The sequence below is a fragment of the Rhizobium sp. 268 genome, assembly GCF_036571585.1.
Taxonomy (GTDB): Bacteria; Pseudomonadota; Alphaproteobacteria; order Rhizobiales; family Rhizobiaceae; genus Rhizobium; species Rhizobium redzepovicii.
This window is the reverse complement of the sequence record NZ_JAPPSO010000011.1, coordinates 135,937-153,625: the sequence shown is the minus strand read 5'-3', so window position 1 is coordinate 153,625 and position 17,689 is coordinate 135,937. Positions and strand designations below refer to the sequence as shown.

Below are 17,689 nucleotides of genomic sequence, written 5' to 3'. Positions count from 1 at the left end.
CTCTAACTCTTAAATTTAGACAGGATTCAGATTTTAGGCCAACCGAACCTAAGATTATCCTATTCGAGGCGGCCGTTCGGCTGCGACCTCATGTTCTTCCGAACTCATCGACGATGCGGATGATGTCGTCCTCGCCGAGATAGGAGCCCGTCTGCACCTCGATCAGTTCGAGGAGGATCTTGCCGGGGTTGGCCAGACGATGGACTTCGCCGAGCGGAATATAGACGCTCTCGTTTTCGCGCAGCATCCGCACGGTTTCTCCGACCGTCACCTCGGCGGTTCCCTTGACGACGACCCAGTGTTCGGAGCGATGGTGGTGTTTTTGCAGCGAGAGCTTCTTGCCCGGCGTCACGAAGATACGCTTCACCTGGAAGCGATCGCCGTTGAAGATCGAGGTATAGCCGCCCCAGGGACGATAGGATGTCGGATGGGTTTCGGTGAATTTCGCCGTGGCGGAAGAGGAGGCCAGCATCTTGACCAATTGCCCGACATTCTGGCTGTCTTTGAGCGGTCCGACATAGACGGCGTCCTCGCTGGCGATGACGGCGACATCCTCCATGCCCTGTACTGCAAGATGCACGCCGTGGGTCATGACCAGCGAGTTGCGCGTGTTGACGACGGTGGTGTTTGCGGCAGCGACATTGCCGTTGTCATCACGCACGCCAGATTTCCAAACGGCATCCCAGCTTCCCATGTCCGACCATTTGAACGGCGAGGGGACGACAGCGGCCTTGGAGGTCTTTTCCATAATCGCGTAGTCGATTGAGATATCGGGGCTCTTGGCGAAATGGTCGGCGTCGAGACGGGTAAAGTCGAGGTCGCGGCTTGCCTTGGAAACGGCTTTGCTCGCTGCTTTCAGCACATCGGGCGCATATTCCTGCAGCTCGGCGATGAGTTCCTCCACCGGGAACATGAAGATGCCGGAGTTCCAATAGAAGCCGCCGTCGGCAAGCATCTGCTCGGCCGTTTCCAATGCCGGTTTTTCCACAAAACGGCTGACCTTGTGGGCGCCATTTTCAAGCGCATCGCCGATTTCGATATAGCCGTAGCCGGTTGCCGGCTCGGTGGGGCTGATGCCGAAGGTAACGAGCTTGCCGTCGGCTGCAGCATTCCGGGCGATGCGGATGCAATCGAAATAGCTCTTGTCGGCGAGGATCTCGTGATCCGAGGCGAGCATCTGGATGATGGTGTTCTTGCCGAAAAGCTCGGCGGCAAGGGTAGCGGCGGCGGCCACCGCGGCGGCGGTGTTGCGGGCGACCGGCTCAAGCAGCACCGCGGCGAGCGGAATGCCCAGCGTACGGGCCTGCTCGGCGACCAGGAAGCGAAATTCCTCATTGGTGACGATGATCGGGGCTTCATAGAGCTCCGGGTTGGAAACGCGTTCGAGCGTCTCCTGAAACAACGTCTTATTGCCGACGAACTGGATGAACTGTTTCGGGGCGGTGGCACGGGAAAGCGGCCAGAGCCGCGTGCCTTTGCCGCCGGCCATGATCACGGGAACGATTTTCTGCGTCATAGGCGGGTTCCTTGAAAAAAGCTTGTTCGTGGCATGTTCAGCGGGCGTTTGCCCAGTGCATTATTCGGGTGAGCCCAGCCTTCAGCAGATCCAGGGCTGCGGTTTCACTGCCGGCTTCGACGTAGCAGCGCATTTCGGGCGCATTGCCGGAGGGGCGAAAATGAATGATTCTACCGTCTTTCAGCGTCACGCGAAGTCCGTCTATGTCGGATTTCGCCGCCACCTCGCCGATCGGCTGCAGGAAAGCGGCAAGGTTTTCACCGGAGGCGCGCAGATGCTCCATCAGCGCAGCACTCGTCTCCAACGGAAAATTCTCCAGGCGATCGGCGGCGGCAAAGGGCAGATGGTAGGAGGCGGCAACGGCCGAAAGCGGCTGCCTGCGAAGGGCGGCGAGCGACAGGATTGCAAGCATCGGGAGAAAACAGTCGCGCGTCGGCAAGGCGCGCACGGATCTGCCGTTGATATCGAAAGGGGTTGCGGTCAGCAGCCCGCCATTGGCTTCGAAGCCCATGACATGATCTTTGCTGGCGGCTACGGCCTCTTCCATGCCTGCGATGACGAAAGGCGAACCGACGCGGGTGCGCTTGACAGCGAAAGAGCCAGCGGCCTCGATGCCGGAATTGGAGGTCACGGGCGTCACGACCGTGCCGGCGCCGAGAAAATTGGCTGCGACAAGGCCGAGAAGGTCGCCGCGCAGCGGCATGCCGGTTTCGTCTGCCACCAGCGGACGGTCGCCGTCGCCATCGGTCGAGACGATCGCATCGAATTTGTGCTCGGACGCCCAGCGTTTCATTAGCGTGATCGTCTCGTCGGAAACGGCTTCGGTGTCGACGGGAATGAAACTCTCCGAACGTCCAAGAGCAATGATCTCGGCGCCATAATGGGCGAGAACGTCAACCAGCATATCACGCGCGACGGTGCTGTGTTGGTAGACGCCGATCTTCAAGCCGGACAGTGCGCCTTGCGGCAGCAGGTCGGCGTTGCGTTGGAAAAACAACTGACGGCAGATCGCCTCATGATCTTCGGTTTCAGCCGGGGCCTCTGCAACGGTCTCACCTGTTCGCTCGATCTCGGCCGCCGATGCGGTGATATGAGCCTCGTCCGATTTGTCGATCTCGCCGTCCGGGCGATAGAACTTGATGCCGTTGCGGTCTGCCGGAATATGCGAGCCCGTCACCATCAGGCATGCAGCGTTGCTCTCGAGGCCATAGAGGGCAAGGGCGGGTGTCGGGACATTGCCGCAGTCCAATACCCGGAAGCCGAGTGCGGTGAGTGCGCCGGCACAATTTCCCGAAATATCGGGGCTCGAATCGCGAAAATCGCGGCCGATCAGAATGGCGTCGCCGAGTTGCGCCTTGCCGGTCTGCAGCAGATATCTGCCGAACGCCGTCGCATAAAGCGCAGAGGCGCGTCCCTTGAGATCCACTGAAAGTCCGCGAAGGCCGCTCGTGCCGAATTTCATTTGAAGACATGTCTCCGGTTTATCATAAGGTTCTACTCAGGCTGCCAGCCGGCGTAAATACCAAAGCCGTCATATAGTTAAACACGGACGGCCGTGCCTCGGACAGCCATCGCAACCTTCTTTCGCCGATTCTATCTGCCTGGACCCATTGCCGAGCCGACAGGCATTGCAGCGTAGATCGATTTTGTTAGAACCGTGTGTCCGTTGTTTCGGCATATGCGAAGGGTTTGCTGGATGAGCGATACATCAGTCAGTCTCGAAGAGAGCTGGAAAGCCGCCTTGGCGGGGGAGTTCTCAAGCCCCTATATGCAGCAGCTCAAATCCTTTCTTGTCGCGCAGAAGCAGGGCGGTAAGCGCATTTTCCCCCGGGGCAGTGAATATTTCCGCGCCCTCGACCTGACGCCGATCTCCAGCGTCAAGGCCGTCATTCTCGGGCAGGATCCCTATCACGGGCTGGGGCAGGCCCATGGGCTGTGTTTCAGCGTGCGGCCGGGCGTGCGCATCCCGCCCTCCCTCGTCAATATCTATAAGGAGATGCAGACGGATCTTGGCATAGCGCCGGCGCGTCACGGTTTTCTCGAACATTGGGCAAGGCAGGGCGTGCTGCTGCTGAACAGCGTGCTGACTGTCGAGGAAGGGCAGGCGGCCGCCCATCAGGGCAAGGGGTGGGAGCGCTTCACCGACGCGGTCATCCGCAAAGTCAACGACGAGTGCGAAGCCGTCGTCTTCATGCTCTGGGGCTCCTATGCCCAGCGCAAGGCGGCTTTTGTCGATACGACACGGCATCTCGTGCTCAGGGCGCCGCATCCTTCGCCGCTTTCGGCCCATAACGGATTTTTCGGCTGCGGGCATTTTTCGAAGGCGAATGATTTCCTGCAGTCGCGCGGGCGGTCCCCGATCAACTGGCAGTTGCCGGCCGATCCCCAAGATGTCGAGGTGTGAACGTCAACGCATCTTCGTTCACTAAAAGAAGACAATGCGTTTTGATCTGGGGGTCTGTTCCCCCGGAGGTTCAGCGCGCATCTTAGCCTCATCCAAAGCCTGCGCACTGCAGGCAAGAAAGGGGTTTCACATGCTCGATCAGATCAAGGGTCTGCACCACGTCACGTCGATGGCGGAGGACGCCCGAACCAACAATCAGTTCTTCACCAATGCGCTTGGGCTGCGCCGCGTCAAGAAGACCGTCAATTTCGACGCGCCTGATGTCTATCACCTCTATTATGGCGACGAGACCGGTGCGCCCGGCACTGTCATGACCTATTTCCCGTTCCCGAAGATGGCGCAGGGCCGTCCCGGCACCGGGGAGGTCGGCACGACGGTGTTCTCCGTTCCGCAAGGCTCGCTCGGCTTCTGGAGCGATCGTTTCAGCGCGTTGAATATTGGCGGGCTGAAGGCCGAGGAAAGTTTCGGCGAGAAGCGCCTTAACTTTTCGGGTCCTGACGGTGACGGCTTTGCGCTGGTCGAGGTCAAGGACGATGCGCGTCAGGCCTGGACCCATGGCGGCATCAGCGAAGACCACGCCATCCGCGGCTTCCATTCCGTGGCGATGCGGCTCAGGGATGAAGGCGCCACCGCCGAACTCCTGAGGTTCATGGGCTACGAGGTCGCCGAGGAACGGGATCGGGTCAAGCGGCTGATCAAGCCTGACGGCAACGGCGCGCATCTCATCGATCTCGAGACTATGCCGAACATTGCCCGCGCGCTTCCCGGTGCTGGCTCCGTTCACCACGTCGCCTTCGCCGTCGAAAACCGCGAGAAGCAGCTCGAAGTGCGTAAGGCGCTGATGGACACCGGCTATCAGGTGACCCCGGTGATCGACCGCGATTATTTCTGGGCGATCTATTTCCGCACGCCGGGCGGCGTGCTGTTCGAGGTCGCGACCAATGAGCCGGGGTTTAACCGCGACGAGGATACGGCCCATCTCGGCGAAGCCCTGAAGCTGCCCCAGCAGCACGCCCATCTTCGCGCGTTGCTCGAGCAGCACCTGCAGCCGCTCGAAGCGTAAGGAGAGGCGCTATGACCGAAACTGGATATGTGCGCCGGCTGCATGCCGGTGCACCTTATAGACCCATCCTGCTGGTGCTGCATGGCACCGGTGGCGACGAGAACCAGTTCTTCGATTTCGGCCGGCGCCTGCTGCCCGAAGCGACGGTTCTCTCGCCACGCGGCGACGTTTCCGAACATGGTGCGGCGCGGTTCTTCCGGCGCACCGGGGAGGGGGTCTACGACATGGCCGACCTCTCACGGGCGACGGAGAAGATGGCCGCCTATGTCAAGGCATTGGCTGAGAAGCACCAGGCTTCCCAAATTCTCGGTCTGGGTTTTTCGAATGGCGCAAACATTCTCGCCAATGTGCTGATCGAAAAAGGCATATTCGACGCCGCAGTTCTGATGCACCCGCTCATTCCATTTCAGCCCGAAGCTCAGGCAACTCTTGCGGGGAGAAAGGTGCTGGTCACGGCCGGGCAGCGCGATCCGATCGCTCCCGCCCCGATGACCGAGGCGCTGTCGGAACATCTGAAGGATCGCGGCGCTGATGTCAGAACGGTCTGGCATCCCGGCGGCCATGAGATTGCGCCGCTCGAGATCAATGCAGTTCGCGATTTCTTCAGCGGCTACTGATGGAATGTGCCGCGGTCGGTGACGCTGATTTGCGGGACCGGTGATGCCGGTCTCGCATTTTAGCTGAAATGAAGATCACATTAGGGGCGGGGAGGATATTTGCCCCTGATTGCCGTCATATAAAAATTTCCCGGGGATTCCGCCATCGTCAAGCCGACGACAACGCCCTTGGGGACGCCTTCATATTCCCGCCTCTGACCGTTTGTCAGATAGACCCGTAGATGCCGGCTGTCTTCGTCGTAGCTGATCGCCTCGATAAGTTTCGAATCAACCGCAGTTTCCACTTTGCACCCCGCAGTTTTGGATCTGAGAATCCCGGTAAAGAATGTCATTCACGCTCGCAATGCGCCATCATCATGCGCCGGTGCAGTAGCGTCAAGCGTGATAAGCTTAAGCGTTCATTTTTTTCTACAGGCTCTCGCTATAGTTGATTTATGCAGCTTTTTCGGAGGTGTCGCCTGTGGAAATCCGATCGCCGGAAGTTCTGTGGTTTGGAGAACTAGCGGCCGACACAGCCGCTGCTGGAACGAATAATACGGCTTAACGCTCAATTAACCCTCATCTACCAAAATACAGCGCGATGTTGACCGTGATGTCCTTCTAAAACGGCCGAATACAAATTGCGTTTCTCGCAATCATAATTTCGCTGTCGCGGGGACGTTGCGTCAGGGGCAGCACGATGTGCCTGCGAAAGCCGCTCCGCATGAAAGCCGGAAGGGATCAAGTGAGGATTGGGTGATTCGACGCGAGGCTCAGTGTTCGGTGCGGAGGAGACCGTTCCGGCAGCGATCGACGACGCGGGAAAAGTGCTGTCGATTCACGAGCGACGGCCCGATAGCCTCTTCACGCGGGGTTCCGGTTACAATTTCGCTGAGGCCGTGATCGGGCCAATTTTTTTTGAACACTGAGCCTGATACCCATGCAAGGATGGGCAGGAACTGGAGCTTTTCCGACACCCTCGAGGGCTCGGACCTCATATATGGGTTACATGTTTAACTATCTCGGGCCGTGGCGACAACAGATACGGATACTGGCCGGCAACCGCAAAGGACGCGCTCGGCTGACGTTTGCCGAGGGCGAGTTCGCTGCGGTCTATGCGATGAGCGATATACACGGATGTTATAAGGAGCTCGTCGAGGCGCATCGCCGCATCGAGGAGGACGCAGCGCGCATTCCGGGGCCGAAACTTATCGTCATGCTCGGCGATTATGTCGACCGCGGTCCTGATTCGAGCGCGGTGCTGGAGTTCCTGAGCAAGAGCCCGCCGCCGGGGTTTCAGCGTTTCGCGCTTTGCGGCAATCACGACGCGGAACTGGTGAAGCTCTATCGCAAACCGGCGCACATTCTTGAATGGCTCGGTTTTGCAGGGACCGAGACACTGCACTCATACGGTATCGATATCGAGCACTTGCTGCAGTCGGCGGCCGGAAGCGAAATGATTGCCCGGGTCATTCGCAACATGATCCCCGAGCGGCATATCCAATTCCTGGAATCGCTACCAATAATGCTGCGGATGGGAAGGGTGGTCTTTGTCCATGCAGGCGTCAAACCGGGCATCGACCTTAAGAAACAGAAGGACAGCGACCTGATGTGGATTCGCCAACCCTTCCTGGATAGCGGGCCGCAGCTTCCCGTCCTAATAATCCATGGGCATACCCCGGCGCGAACCCCGACATTCGGTCCGCAACGGATCGGCATCGACACCGCGGTCTCGGCGACGGGCCGGCTGACCGTGCTGACGATAAAAGGAACGCGGGTCGGGCTTCTCAACTAAAGCGCGTTCAGGCCTTTTGGCGCAGTGCGCCAAAAACCAAAACGCCGCGGGATTTGCTCCGCGGCGTCAGGACGATTACCGGTTCACCAGAACCTGTCAGGCGTTTGATTCCTGATAGAGATTGGTGCCGATGCCGGTGTAGGTAAAGCCGTATTTGCGGACCTCGTCGCTGCGGTAGATATTGCGCAGGTCGACCAGGACCGGGGCGCGCATCGACTGCTTCAGGCGATTGAAATCGAGCGCGCGGAACTGGTTCCATTCGGTGACGATGACAAGCGCATCCGCATCGGCGGCCGCTTCATAGGGACCGCTCGCATATTCGATGTTCTCGATCACCTTGCGGGCGTTCTCCATGCCCTCGGGATCGTAGCCGACCACCTTGGCGCCGGCGTCCTGCAGGGTCTGGATGACGGCAATCGCCGGGCTGTCGCGCATGTCGTCGGTGTTCGGCTTGAAGGTCAGGCCGAGAATCGCGATCTTCTTGCCGCGAATGTCTCCGCCGACGGCCGAGATGACTTTGCGTCCCATCGCCCGCTTGCGATTGTCGTTGATCGAGATCGTCGTCTCGATGAGACGGATCGGCGCGTCATAATCCTGCGCCGTCTTGGCAAGGGCAAGCGTATCCTTGGGGAAGCACGAGCCGCCGTAACCGGGGCCGGCATGCAGGAACTTGGCGCCGATACGGCCGTCGAGACCGATGCCGCGCGAGACGTCCTGGACGTTTGCGTCGACCCGCTCGCAGAGATCGGCGATCTCGTTGATGAAGGTGATCTTCATCGCGAGGAAGGCATTGGCCGCATATTTGATCAGTTCCGAGGTGCGGCGGGTAGTGAAGACCAGCGGCGCCTGGTTGAGGTAAAGCGGACGATAGACCTCGGTCATGGTTTCGCGCGCCCGGTCGTCATTCAGCCCGACGACGATACGGTCAGGACGTTTGAAATCTTCGATCGCCGCGCCTTCGCGCAAGAATTCCGGATTGGAAACGACGGCCACATCCGCCGCAGGATTGGTTTCGCGCATAATGCGCTCGACTTCGTCGCCGGTGCCGACCGGCACCGTCGACTTGGTGACGATAACGGTGAAGCCTTCCACGTAAGTGGCAATCTCGCGCGCAGCGGCGTAGACATAGGAAAGATCCGCGTGGCCGTCGCCGCGCCGGGATGGCGTGCCGACCGCGATGAAGACGACATCGGCGCTACGGACGCTTTCACCGACATCCGTCGAAAACGACAACCGGCCGGTGCTGGTATTTTCGGCGACCAATTGTTCCAGACCCGGCTCGTAGATCGGAATGCGGCCTTCGCGAAGGGCTTCGATCTTACTCAGATCCTTGTCTACGCAGATGACGTCGTGGCCGAAATCCGCAAAGCAAACGCCTGAAACGAGGCCGACATAGCCTGATCCAATCATCGTGATGCGCATAATTCCCTCAAATCATTAGAGTAGGACATCATGCTGCGTCGCAGCATGGCGTCCGTCATACTTAATCTGGGCGAAAAGACAATATCGAAGATCGCTTGATACCCACACCGGAAATCGAACTTGGGGCGCCGCAGCTCTGTGTCGGTGGCCCTGCCGATAGCAAAAAGCATAGGTTTATGTGGGCGATATGACAAGTCGAGCCGCCCATCAGAGCGGCTCGACTTCGATCTCGAGGAGGTGCGTTCGGTTTATTTTGCTGCGTCCGCTATTACAGCCGGTACCAGACATAGGGGTCTGTTCCCGATTGAATCTTGTCCCAGCGCAGATCGGTGTCCCGCCAGTTCTTGATGCTGCTTTGCCTGTTGTCGAGCACGAGGTCGCCCTTATCAGTCCTCACCACCAGGACGGCATGCCCTTCGCCGGAGGGCGTATAGGCGGTCGCAATCCGCAAAGCGCGCGACGACCAGCCCATCGCAATCAGCCGGCTGCGCTTGGTGAGGGCGAAATCTTCGCAGTCGCCGCTGCGGACGTTCACCTTCCAGACGTCGCCGTTCAATTCGCTGCGGGAATCGTTCCTGCCGATCATCGTACGATTGACGGCGCCATTCACGGTTTTCAGCTGTAGCATCTGCTCATCGGTGAGCGCGATGACCGAGACACCGTTGTTGTCACGGCATTCGGCCGGGTTCTGGGCGCAGAACAATACCTGGGCGAAGGGCGGAATGATCTTGCCCTTTTCAGAGATATAATTGACCGCAGAATTACCATTAAGGCCGCGGGCAAAACCTGCGGGACCGGCGGCAAATGCCGAGCAGGCATTTCCTGCTGTAAAGGCCAGTGCCAGAAGTGTAACGAATGTTTTCTTCATCTGTTAAATCCCCTCAGGGCAACCGATTGAGATCAGGCTTGCATTTTGTCCCAGTCAATGGCATGGCGATTTAGTGATCTGCCAAGTATTGACCGCAGAACGTCTGTCCCGTTCCTGCTGCTTGACGGAGCATAGCCGGGCCTTGTCTCGATTGGCTTAAGTCTTTCGCGACAATTTTAAACGATGTGAAATTCTGTTGCACTTTAACACGCAAGCCATTGATATGCAATTTATGTTAGTACGTGCATATTAAGCGCGTTGGTTGCAATTCCGTTATTGCTGCCCGCTGATGAGGAAATCGAATGTTATCCAACCTCATCAATCGGCAGGTCTTGCGAGAAGCTCTTCTGCTCGCCTTTATCGGCCTCGTTATACTGACGCTCATTCCGTTCGGGAGCGTTACGCCCTTTCCCTTCGCCTTTGCCGCGATCGGCATGTTTGCCCTTGGCGCCATTTCGGCACTGCTGTTCGGAGAGCCGAGACAGAGCAGATGGGTCTTCAGCAGCGCTTTGTTGGTGCTCGTCGTGGTGACAGGCTGCACGTTCATCCAGACCATCGAACTGCCTTCCAACTGGCTGGCAAATCCGGCCTGGGGGCCTGCTCGTGACCTGGCAGGTGTCGAGTACGCGGCAATCTCGGTCGCGCCGGCCGACACGCTGGCTTCGATCCTCTCGGTGGCGCTGCCTTTCGTCACCTTCCTGACGGGGCTTCTCTTATGCGATACTGATCGGCGCGCAAGGAAAGTGCTGACCGTCCTCGGGCTTTCAGCGGGCATCATCGCTGTGTTCGGCCTGATCCAGTTTACACTGTTCCCAAACATCCTGATCGTCGTGGAGAAACAGGCCTACCTCGACAGCCTGACCGCGGTCTTCGTCAACCGCAATACCGCGGCGACTTTCCTCGGGCTTGGAACGCTGCTGATGCTGACCCTGGTCAGAGACATCGCCCGTTCCTGTTCAAACCACCCGCCCGGCGAGCCGGGCCGAAACACGCTTCTGTTAAAATCGTGGATCTACATGCTGCTCTTTTGCGCATGCTTCACCGCACTGATGCTGAGCCGCTCGCGCGCCGGCATATTCGCGACCTTTATTGCCGCCCTCATTTATTTTCCATGGCTGGCCATGAATTGGAACGGCTCGCGGCGTTATCTGAAACCGGCGCCGCAATGGCGTTCGATGCTGAAACTCCTCTCGGCGATCGTTTTCATCGTCGTGCTGCTGTCGGTGTTTGCAGGGCAGGCGATTTTGCGCGCGCAAGAGCGTCGGCTCGAGGATGATGATCGGTTCTGCATTCTGCCGGGCATATGGCGTGCTATTTTGGATCATTGGTTGACCGGGACCGGCCTCGGAACCTTCCGGACCGTATTTCCTGCCTACCGCGACTCGGCCTGCGGAATTTTCGGGATCTTCGACCGAGCGCATAATTTCTATCTCGAAGGATTCCTGGGCCTCGGGGTATTGTTCCCGGTCACGGCAATCCTTGCCTTCGCGGTCCTTGCCAAGGTGTTTCGGCAGGGGTTCGCCCAAAGGCGGCGTCTCAGGCATTTTGTGCTGCTTGGCCTGGCGGCAACGGTACTGGTCGCGCTTCATGCGGCCGTCGATTTCTCGCTGCAAATACCGGGTTTTGCCGTGTTTTATTCCGCCTTCCTCAGTGCGGTCGTCGCCATAAGCCTTGGGCGGAGCAACGGAGACGCGGATGTGGCATATGAGCGGCCGCTCAGCCGCTAAAATTTAAACAGATGGTTTATGAAGGTTTTTGAAAAATAGCGATTGTGCAGGTGCGAACTGTTGACTCTGAAACGCAAGAAATTTTATAGCGGGTCTAGCCCTCGGGTTCTTACGGCGCCAGAAAAGTTAAACTGGGTCGTTATTCGCTTCCTCAGAGGCTCGGCGTTGCCAGCCTGCCACAGTTAGGGGAATGTTAATCGGCTTTCAGTGTTATTGATCGGGGTTTGTCTTGTATTTTGTCAGATTGCGGGGCAGTAGCTTCAGGGGCGTCAACACAGGTTATTCTATGGGTTGTTCTCGTATCGGTAGTACACGCGTCGCCATTGTTGTAGCGCTAACCACTATATTGGCAAGCTGCACATCGTTGCCAAGATCCGGTCCCGATCACAAAGATGTTGATCGAGATGCGGCAGTGAAAGTGACAACGAAGGAGCGTCGTGTCGGCATCGACTACGCCCTGATCGATCTCAGCAAGAACGTTCTGCCCTATTTTACCTCTGCCCAGCCGACGTCCTTCAAAGGATTTGGCGGTGGTCGCGGCGGGGCGCCTGAAATTCCGCTTGGTTATGGCGACGTCGTCCAGGTTGCCATCTTCGAAGCTCAGTCCGGCGGTCTCTTCATTCCGTCCGATGCCGGCAGTCGACCCGGCAATTACATTTCCTTGCCAGAGCAGACCATCGATAGAAATGGGACGATTACGATTCCCTATGCCGGTCGCGTTCCGGCCGCCGGTCGCCTGAAGGAGACCGTGGAGCAGGATGTCGAGGACCGGCTGGCGAGCCGCGCGATCGAGCCTCAGGTGGTCATCACGACGACGACCAACCGCTCCAGTCAGGTGGCGGTGCTCGGTGACGTCAACAATCCTCAGCGCATCACGATCAGCCCGGCCGGAGAGCGTGTTCTCGATGTCATTTCCGCCGCCGGCGGTTTGACGACCAACAATATCGAAACGAATGTTACGCTGCAGCGTCGCGGCAAGACGGCAACCGTCGCCTACAATACGCTGTTGAAGAATCCGGCGGAGAATATCTATGTCGCGCCGAATGATACGGTCTCGATCGATCATGAGCGCCGCACCTATCTCACGCTCGGCGCCGCAGGCGTCAGCGGCCGCTTCGATTTCGAAGAATCCGACCTGACCCTCGGAGAAGCGATCGCCAAGGCGGGCGGTTTGCGCGACGACCGCGCCGATCCGGCTCAGGTCTTGCTCTATCGCTTGGTCCCGAAGAAAACGGTTCAGTCGATGAACGTCGACACGACGAGATTTGCGGGTGAGACGGTTCCAGTGATTGTCCGTGCGAATCTGCGCGATCCGGCGACCTTGTTTGCCGTTCAGCAATTCAAGATGGAAGACAAGGATATTATCTATATTTCCAATTCGGACTCGGTTGAACTGGTCAAGTTCCTTGACATCGTAAACTCGGTATCGTCCACTGTGGCAGGCGTGACCGACGATGCGAACGATACTCGCAACGCGGTCCAGGATCTCGGAAATTGATTGAAATATAGGCGGCGTTGCTCGCAGATGACCAACGCCGCGTGGTATTTTCCATAGCGGATTTGATGAAGGAACCACCGATATGGCAAGGTTTGGTGTTTATCGTAAGCTTGCATATAGTGGACTTGCCGTTGCGATGTTTGCCGGCATGAATTCAAGCGCCTTGGCGGCCGCTTGCGTGCGCCTCGCAAATCTCACTACCGTCGATGTCAACGCGTTTACGGCTAATCCGGCCATTCTGCTCGACATGTCTGATCCGCTGGTTCTATCGTCACTCGTTCGTGCGCTGGTCGGCAGTAGCGGCGAGGCTCTATTACCGGTAATCGAGCAGGCCAAGACAGCCAATGCCGCACAGATGGCGGCCATCGGCTCGGGTCTTGGTCGGGCTGCAAACAGCTGTCAGGTGACGGACCCGCTATCCAAGCTGGCGATCGAAAAGGCGGTCGCCGAGGCTGCGAGCGCCGATCCCAATCTTGCCCCGCTACTCGCCGCCTTTGCAAAGGTCCTTGCCGAAGGCGGGACCGCGGCGCTCGGTCCAGGTGCAAGCTCCGCCGCTGCCGCATCTGGCATCGGCAATGACGGGCAGGTTGGCCAAACTGGCCCCGGCGCTGACGATGGCACGCCTTTTGACGGCGCCGCGACGACTGCGGGTACGCTGAAAGTTTCGAATGCCGGCGACGACTCGTCTTCGAGCACTATTACGATTGTCAGCACAAATGGGGGAGGCCAATCCTCCTCCGACACGACCCAGTCGACGAGTCCGAGCGTCGCGGTCATACAATAGCTGGAATTGCCCTTAGATCTTAGCGCTTGATTTGTTGGAGATCGAAATTGCTATCGCCAGATAAACTTACCCCGCGTATCGACCCCTCCCGCGATGCAGGAAACGACGCTGATTTCATCGATTTCGACAAGCTCATCGCGATTGCCCGCCGACAGTGGCGGATGGTTGCGGCATGCGCGTTCGCCTTCGCCATTCTCGGCGTTGTGTATGTGCTGACGTCGGTGCCGGTCTACACCGCCGATACAAGCGTGCTGATCGACCGCAGCGATAACCAGGTGATCAACCAACTGGCGGCTTTCGGCCAGATGGACGATGACGAAGGGACCGTACTCAGCCAGGTCGAGCTGTTGAAGTCCGACACGATCGCCTATGCCGTGGTCGATAAGTTGAAACTGGTCGACGATCCGGTGTTCAACGCCCAGCGGAATTCGCTGTTTTCAGTCGCGACGCTGAAGTCGATGGTGAATTTCAAATCATGGTTTGCCGACGCCGCAGCAGTCGCGCCCGATCGGGAAATGCTGCGGCGGTACGCTGCGGAAACTGTAGCCGGTAATATCGATGTCGAACGTGTCGGCAAATCCTACGTTCTCGATGTCAGTTATACCTCGCAGTCGCCCGATATGGCGCGTCAGATCGCCGCGGCCATTGCCGACGTCTACCTGGTCGACAAACTCAATTCGAAATACGAGGCGACACGCCGGGCCGGCGAATGGCTTCAGGAGCGTATCGAAGAGCTGCGGCAGCAGGCGCTTGATGCCGACCTTGCGGTTCAGAAATTCCGCAGCGAGCATGGGCTTGTCGAGGCCGGATCCGGTACCCTGATCAGCGAGCAGCAGCTTTCCGAGATCAACACGCAGTTGATCAATGCCCAGGCCGAGACGGCGAAGGCCGAGGCAAAGTATGCGCGCGTCAAATCGATCATCGACGCCAAGCAAACCGACGCGATCGTCACCGACGTGCTCGACAGCTCCATTTCCAACGACCTGCGCAAGAAATATCTCGAGGCGTCCAAGCTCGAGACCGAAATCGAGGCGCGACTTGGTCCCGATCACGTCCAGGCCGTTCGGCTTCGTGCGGAGATGGAAGAATATAAGAGACTCATGTTCGATGAGTTGAACCGCATCGCCGAGAGCTATCAAAGCGAGCTGCAGGTCGCGCAGTCACGGGAAAACTCTTTGCGTGACAGTGTCACGAAGGCGACTGGCGTTGCCGCGACGGCCGGTGAAACGCAGGTGCAGGTTCGCGAACTCGAGCGCACGCGCGACACCTACAAGAATCTTTATCAGAGTTTCCTGACGCGCTACCAGGAAGCCATTCAGCAGCAGAGCTTCCCAATTACCGCTGCGCGCATCATCACCATGGCAGAGACTCCGACGAAGCCGAGTGCTCCGAAGAGAGCCCTTGTCGTCGCTTTTGCGATGTTCCTCGGATGTGCGGTCGGAAGCGGCATAGGCGCTTTCCGAGAGTTCCGCGATCGGTTCTTCCGCACCGGTGATGACGTCAAGGAAGTGCTCGATGTTGAATCGCTTGGCGTCATGCCGCTGGTTGACGATAACATCGATGATCCTACGCTCGTCGATCCGAGCAACCCGCGAAGCATCGCCAGGGGTAGCAAGACCACGACCTACGTCGAGGAGCACCCGCTCTCGGCGTTTGCCGAGACGCTTCGAAGCGCCAAGATTGCGATCGACCTCAGTGCGGCCGATCAGCGCTGCAAGGTCATTGGTGTGGTGTCGAGCTTGCCCGGCGAGGGGAAGTCGACGACATCAATCAATTTTGCCAAGCTTCTGGCAATGCAAGGTGCCCGCTGCCTGCTGATCGACGGCGATATGCGCAATCCCGGTGCGACCCGAGCAATTGGTCGTCATGCCGAGGCCGGCTTGCTCGAGGCGATCGTCGATGGCCGTCCGCTCAAGGATCTAATCCTTCTTGATCCCAAGACAAAGCTTGCATTTCTTCCGACGGTTGCAAGGTATCGTGTCCCGCATTCGTCGGAGCTGCTCGCGTCACGCGGCATGGACCAGCTTCTTGAAATTGCGCGTCAAAGCTTCGATTACATTATCGTCGACCTGCCGCCTTTGGCGCCCGTCGTCGATGCGCGCGCTATCAACTCGAAGCTCGATGCAGTGGTTTTCGTTATCGAGTGGGGAAAGACATCGCGCAAGGTCGTGCAGTCGACGCTGCTGTCGGAGCCGGAGCTCTATGCGAAATGCGTCGGCGCTATATTGACCAAGGTCGATCCGTCGCAGATGAAGCTTTACAGGACATTCGGCTCCAGTGAGTATTATTATAAGCGTTACTCGCGATACTACACTGAAAGCTGATGCCTCGCGGCCCGTTCGTTTCGGTCACACGGATTGTTTTCCTTGTCGTCACCGCAGTCTTTGCGTTGCTGGCCGGTAGAGAGCTGTACGCTTCGATAAAAACCGCCAGTATCTCTATCGTCGCTGAAAGGCTCGAGCACGGCGAGACTGTCACCGATGATGTTGAAGCCAAATATGCGGCGCGGACCATCGATATTGTCGATAGACATTATTGTCGGTCCGACATTGTCTCCGCCGGTGTGACACTTGTCCTGGCGCAACTCGATCGGCAGAACGTCAACGTCAATTACGACGCTTGGGCTGCCGCGGCATCGAGGGCCCGACACTACCTGCAACATGCGCTCTCGTGCATGCCGACGAACAGCAATTTTTGGCTTCGTCTCGCCGCCGTCCAATCCGTGATTGCTGAAGATCCGCTTTCGGTTGCGGAAATGATGAAGCGGTCCGTCGCTCTGGCGCCCCACGACGAGTCGATGATTCTGACGCGGTTTTACTTCTGGAACGATTTTACGAATGCAACGCTATCAACGGCAAAGGCTGCGCTTAATAGCGATCTCGTGACGATGCTGAAACTTGGCGATCGTTGCAGGGTCAACGCCGCTATTAGAGAGATCAGCCCACAACTCCGCCCTATCTTCGATCGAACCTGGGCAGGGCTTGGGGATGGAGCGACAGCCCGATTCCGGCAGCGCTGCAGCAAGTAATCGTCGGCCGTTCTAAGGAGAACAGCTGCAGAGTCAGAACTGCCGTCAACCAGGGCTTTAAGGGCAATAACGCCCGCCGCTCGCGCGGCGGGCGTCGTCTACTGATTATCTGGTGAACGATTAGACGCTGGCGCCCGAGACAAAGTCCGTGCCCGTGATATTGAGCGTCAGAACGCCGGCATCCGTATGACCTTCGCCGTCGGAGATCTTGTAATATTGGATGGTTTCCGTGACGTGATCGCCCGGAGCGATATCCGCTGCCAAATCGTAGGTGAATGAACCGTCCGCCTTGACATGGAACGTGCCATAGGTCCCGGCGACGTCGGTCGTTGCGCTCGGATTGCCGTTGACGTTCGTGCCGGCGAACTGACGGAGGAAGAGATGTCCATTGTCGCCGGGAATGTCGTTGTCGAGAGCATTGCCGGCGATGGGGCTGCCTTCGGTGAAGCTGTAGTGGTCGTCGACAGCGATCGGCTTGACCTGGGTTACGCCCTGAATGTTCAGGGTGAACAGGCCGACATCGGTATGACCGCTGCCGTCGGAGATCTTGTATGAGACCTTTTCCTGGAGCAATTCACCATTGGTGAAGTTGACCTTGGCAGCATCGCTCAGGACATAGGTGTAGCTGCCGTCCGGTTTGACGAAGAAGGTGCCGTAATCGCCCTGGATCTCGGTGACCTGGCTGTTGCCCTGCTTGGCGCCAACGCTCTGCTGGTCGAATGCGCGGAGGAATAGGTGACCGTTGTCGGATGAATCGTTGCTGAGCAGATTTCCAGAGATGACATCGGTTTCTAGAAATGTGGCAGTATCGTCGGTTGCGTGAATAGCCATTGTTGTCTCTCCTTGAATTGATCTTCGCTGGCCAATTTTAACCTTAGCGACGGGTGCGATTAAGGATATATTAATACAGAGAGTCAAGGCTGAGATTAACCTGAGATTAACATTGGAGTGCCCGGTGTGCAATAATGGCACACATACAATCGGAGTA

Annotated in this window: 15 protein-coding genes; 9 read left to right on the top strand and 6 right to left on the bottom strand. The window is 58.0% G+C overall.

All coding sequences use genetic code 11. From position 1 onward, the window contains the following. Positions 1 to 88: 88 nt before the first annotated feature. On the bottom strand, positions 89 to 1,516 hold the full coding sequence (locus OS035_RS22085; protein ID WP_183777529.1) for a mannose-1-phosphate guanylyltransferase/mannose-6-phosphate isomerase: 1,428 nt from the start codon (positions 1,514 to 1,516) through the stop codon (positions 89 to 91). Positions 1,517 to 1,553: 37 nt separating this feature from the next. Next, positions 1,554 to 2,978, bottom strand: a complete 1,425-nt coding sequence (locus OS035_RS22080) for a phosphomannomutase (RefSeq protein ID WP_183777530.1) — start codon at positions 2,976 to 2,978, stop codon at positions 1,554 to 1,556. Positions 2,979 to 3,212: 234 nt separating this feature from the next. On the opposite strand from OS035_RS22080, the gene ung reads away from it, so the two are divergent. The 3 genes from ung (at position 3,213) to OS035_RS22065 (ending at position 5,600) form a co-directional block, all read left to right on the top strand. Next, complete coding sequence (ung, locus tag OS035_RS22075) at positions 3,213 to 3,920, top strand: uracil-DNA glycosylase (protein ID WP_183777531.1); 708 nt, start codon at positions 3,213 to 3,215, stop codon at positions 3,918 to 3,920. A gap of 130 nt (positions 3,921 to 4,050) precedes the next feature. Then, entirely contained in the window at positions 4,051 to 4,983 is a 933-nt protein-coding gene (locus tag OS035_RS22070) for a VOC family protein (protein WP_183777532.1), read from the top strand. Positions 4,984 to 4,994: 11 nt separating this feature from the next. After that, the gene (locus OS035_RS22065; protein ID WP_183777533.1) at positions 4,995 to 5,600 is read left to right on the top strand and encodes an alpha/beta hydrolase; all 606 of its coding nucleotides are present in this window, start codon (positions 4,995 to 4,997) and stop codon (positions 5,598 to 5,600) included. Positions 5,601 to 5,680: 80 nt separating this feature from the next. Here the strand turns inward: OS035_RS22065 and OS035_RS22060 are convergent, their stop codons facing one another. Next, positions 5,681 to 5,932: a KTSC domain-containing protein gene (locus OS035_RS22060; RefSeq protein WP_003590684.1), complete on the bottom strand. Its 252-nt coding sequence runs from the start codon at positions 5,930 to 5,932 to the stop codon at positions 5,681 to 5,683. Between the two features lie 647 nt (positions 5,933 to 6,579). Between OS035_RS22060 and OS035_RS22055 the strand changes: the two genes are divergently transcribed. Next, positions 6,580 to 7,374, top strand: coding sequence for a metallophosphoesterase (locus OS035_RS22055; protein ID WP_183777534.1), 795 nt, complete (start codon positions 6,580 to 6,582; stop codon positions 7,372 to 7,374). A 96-nt stretch (positions 7,375 to 7,470) separates the two neighbouring features. Here the strand turns inward: OS035_RS22055 and OS035_RS22050 are convergent, their stop codons facing one another. Together OS035_RS22050 and OS035_RS22045 are read right to left on the bottom strand one after the other, a co-directional pair. Next, the gene (locus tag OS035_RS22050; protein ID WP_003590689.1) at positions 7,471 to 8,796 is read right to left on the bottom strand and encodes a UDP-glucose dehydrogenase family protein; all 1,326 of its coding nucleotides are present in this window, start codon (positions 8,794 to 8,796) and stop codon (positions 7,471 to 7,473) included. A gap of 268 nt (positions 8,797 to 9,064) precedes the next feature. Beyond that, positions 9,065 to 9,664 carry a transglutaminase-like cysteine peptidase gene (locus tag OS035_RS22045; protein WP_097626372.1) on the bottom strand — a complete coding sequence of 200 codons (600 nt, stop codon included), beginning with the start codon at positions 9,662 to 9,664 and terminating at the stop codon, positions 9,065 to 9,067. Positions 9,665 to 9,966: 302 nt separating this feature from the next. Here OS035_RS22045 and OS035_RS22040 point away from each other — a divergent pair, with 302 nt between their 5' ends. The 5 genes from OS035_RS22040 to OS035_RS22020 all read left to right on the top strand — a co-directional run bounded on the left by OS035_RS22040 (position 9,967) and on the right by OS035_RS22020 (position 16,701). After that, positions 9,967 to 11,391 (top strand): O-antigen ligase family protein, encoded by a 1,425-nt coding sequence (locus OS035_RS22040; RefSeq protein WP_331814080.1) that lies wholly within the window; start codon positions 9,967 to 9,969, stop codon positions 11,389 to 11,391. A gap of 286 nt (positions 11,392 to 11,677) precedes the next feature. Next, positions 11,678 to 12,889, top strand: a complete 1,212-nt coding sequence (locus tag OS035_RS22035) for a polysaccharide biosynthesis/export family protein (RefSeq protein WP_097626376.1) — start codon at positions 11,678 to 11,680, stop codon at positions 12,887 to 12,889. A gap of 82 nt (positions 12,890 to 12,971) precedes the next feature. Then, positions 12,972 to 13,673, top strand: coding sequence for a sugar transporter (locus OS035_RS22030; protein WP_097626378.1), 702 nt, complete (start codon positions 12,972 to 12,974; stop codon positions 13,671 to 13,673). A gap of 47 nt (positions 13,674 to 13,720) precedes the next feature. Then, complete coding sequence (locus OS035_RS22025; RefSeq protein ID WP_097626380.1) at positions 13,721 to 15,997, top strand: polysaccharide biosynthesis tyrosine autokinase; 2,277 nt, start codon at positions 13,721 to 13,723, stop codon at positions 15,995 to 15,997. Further along, entirely contained in the window at positions 15,997 to 16,701 is a 705-nt protein-coding gene (locus OS035_RS22020) for a hypothetical protein (RefSeq protein WP_183777537.1), read from the top strand. The genes OS035_RS22025 and OS035_RS22020 overlap by 1 nt, the downstream gene beginning before the upstream one ends. Before the next feature lie 120 nt (positions 16,702 to 16,821). Here OS035_RS22020 and OS035_RS22015 read toward each other — a convergent pair whose 3' ends face one another. Then, positions 16,822 to 17,532, bottom strand: a complete 711-nt coding sequence (locus OS035_RS22015; RefSeq protein ID WP_097626384.1) for an Ig-like domain-containing protein — start codon at positions 17,530 to 17,532, stop codon at positions 16,822 to 16,824. Positions 17,533 to 17,689: the final 157 nt, after the last annotated feature.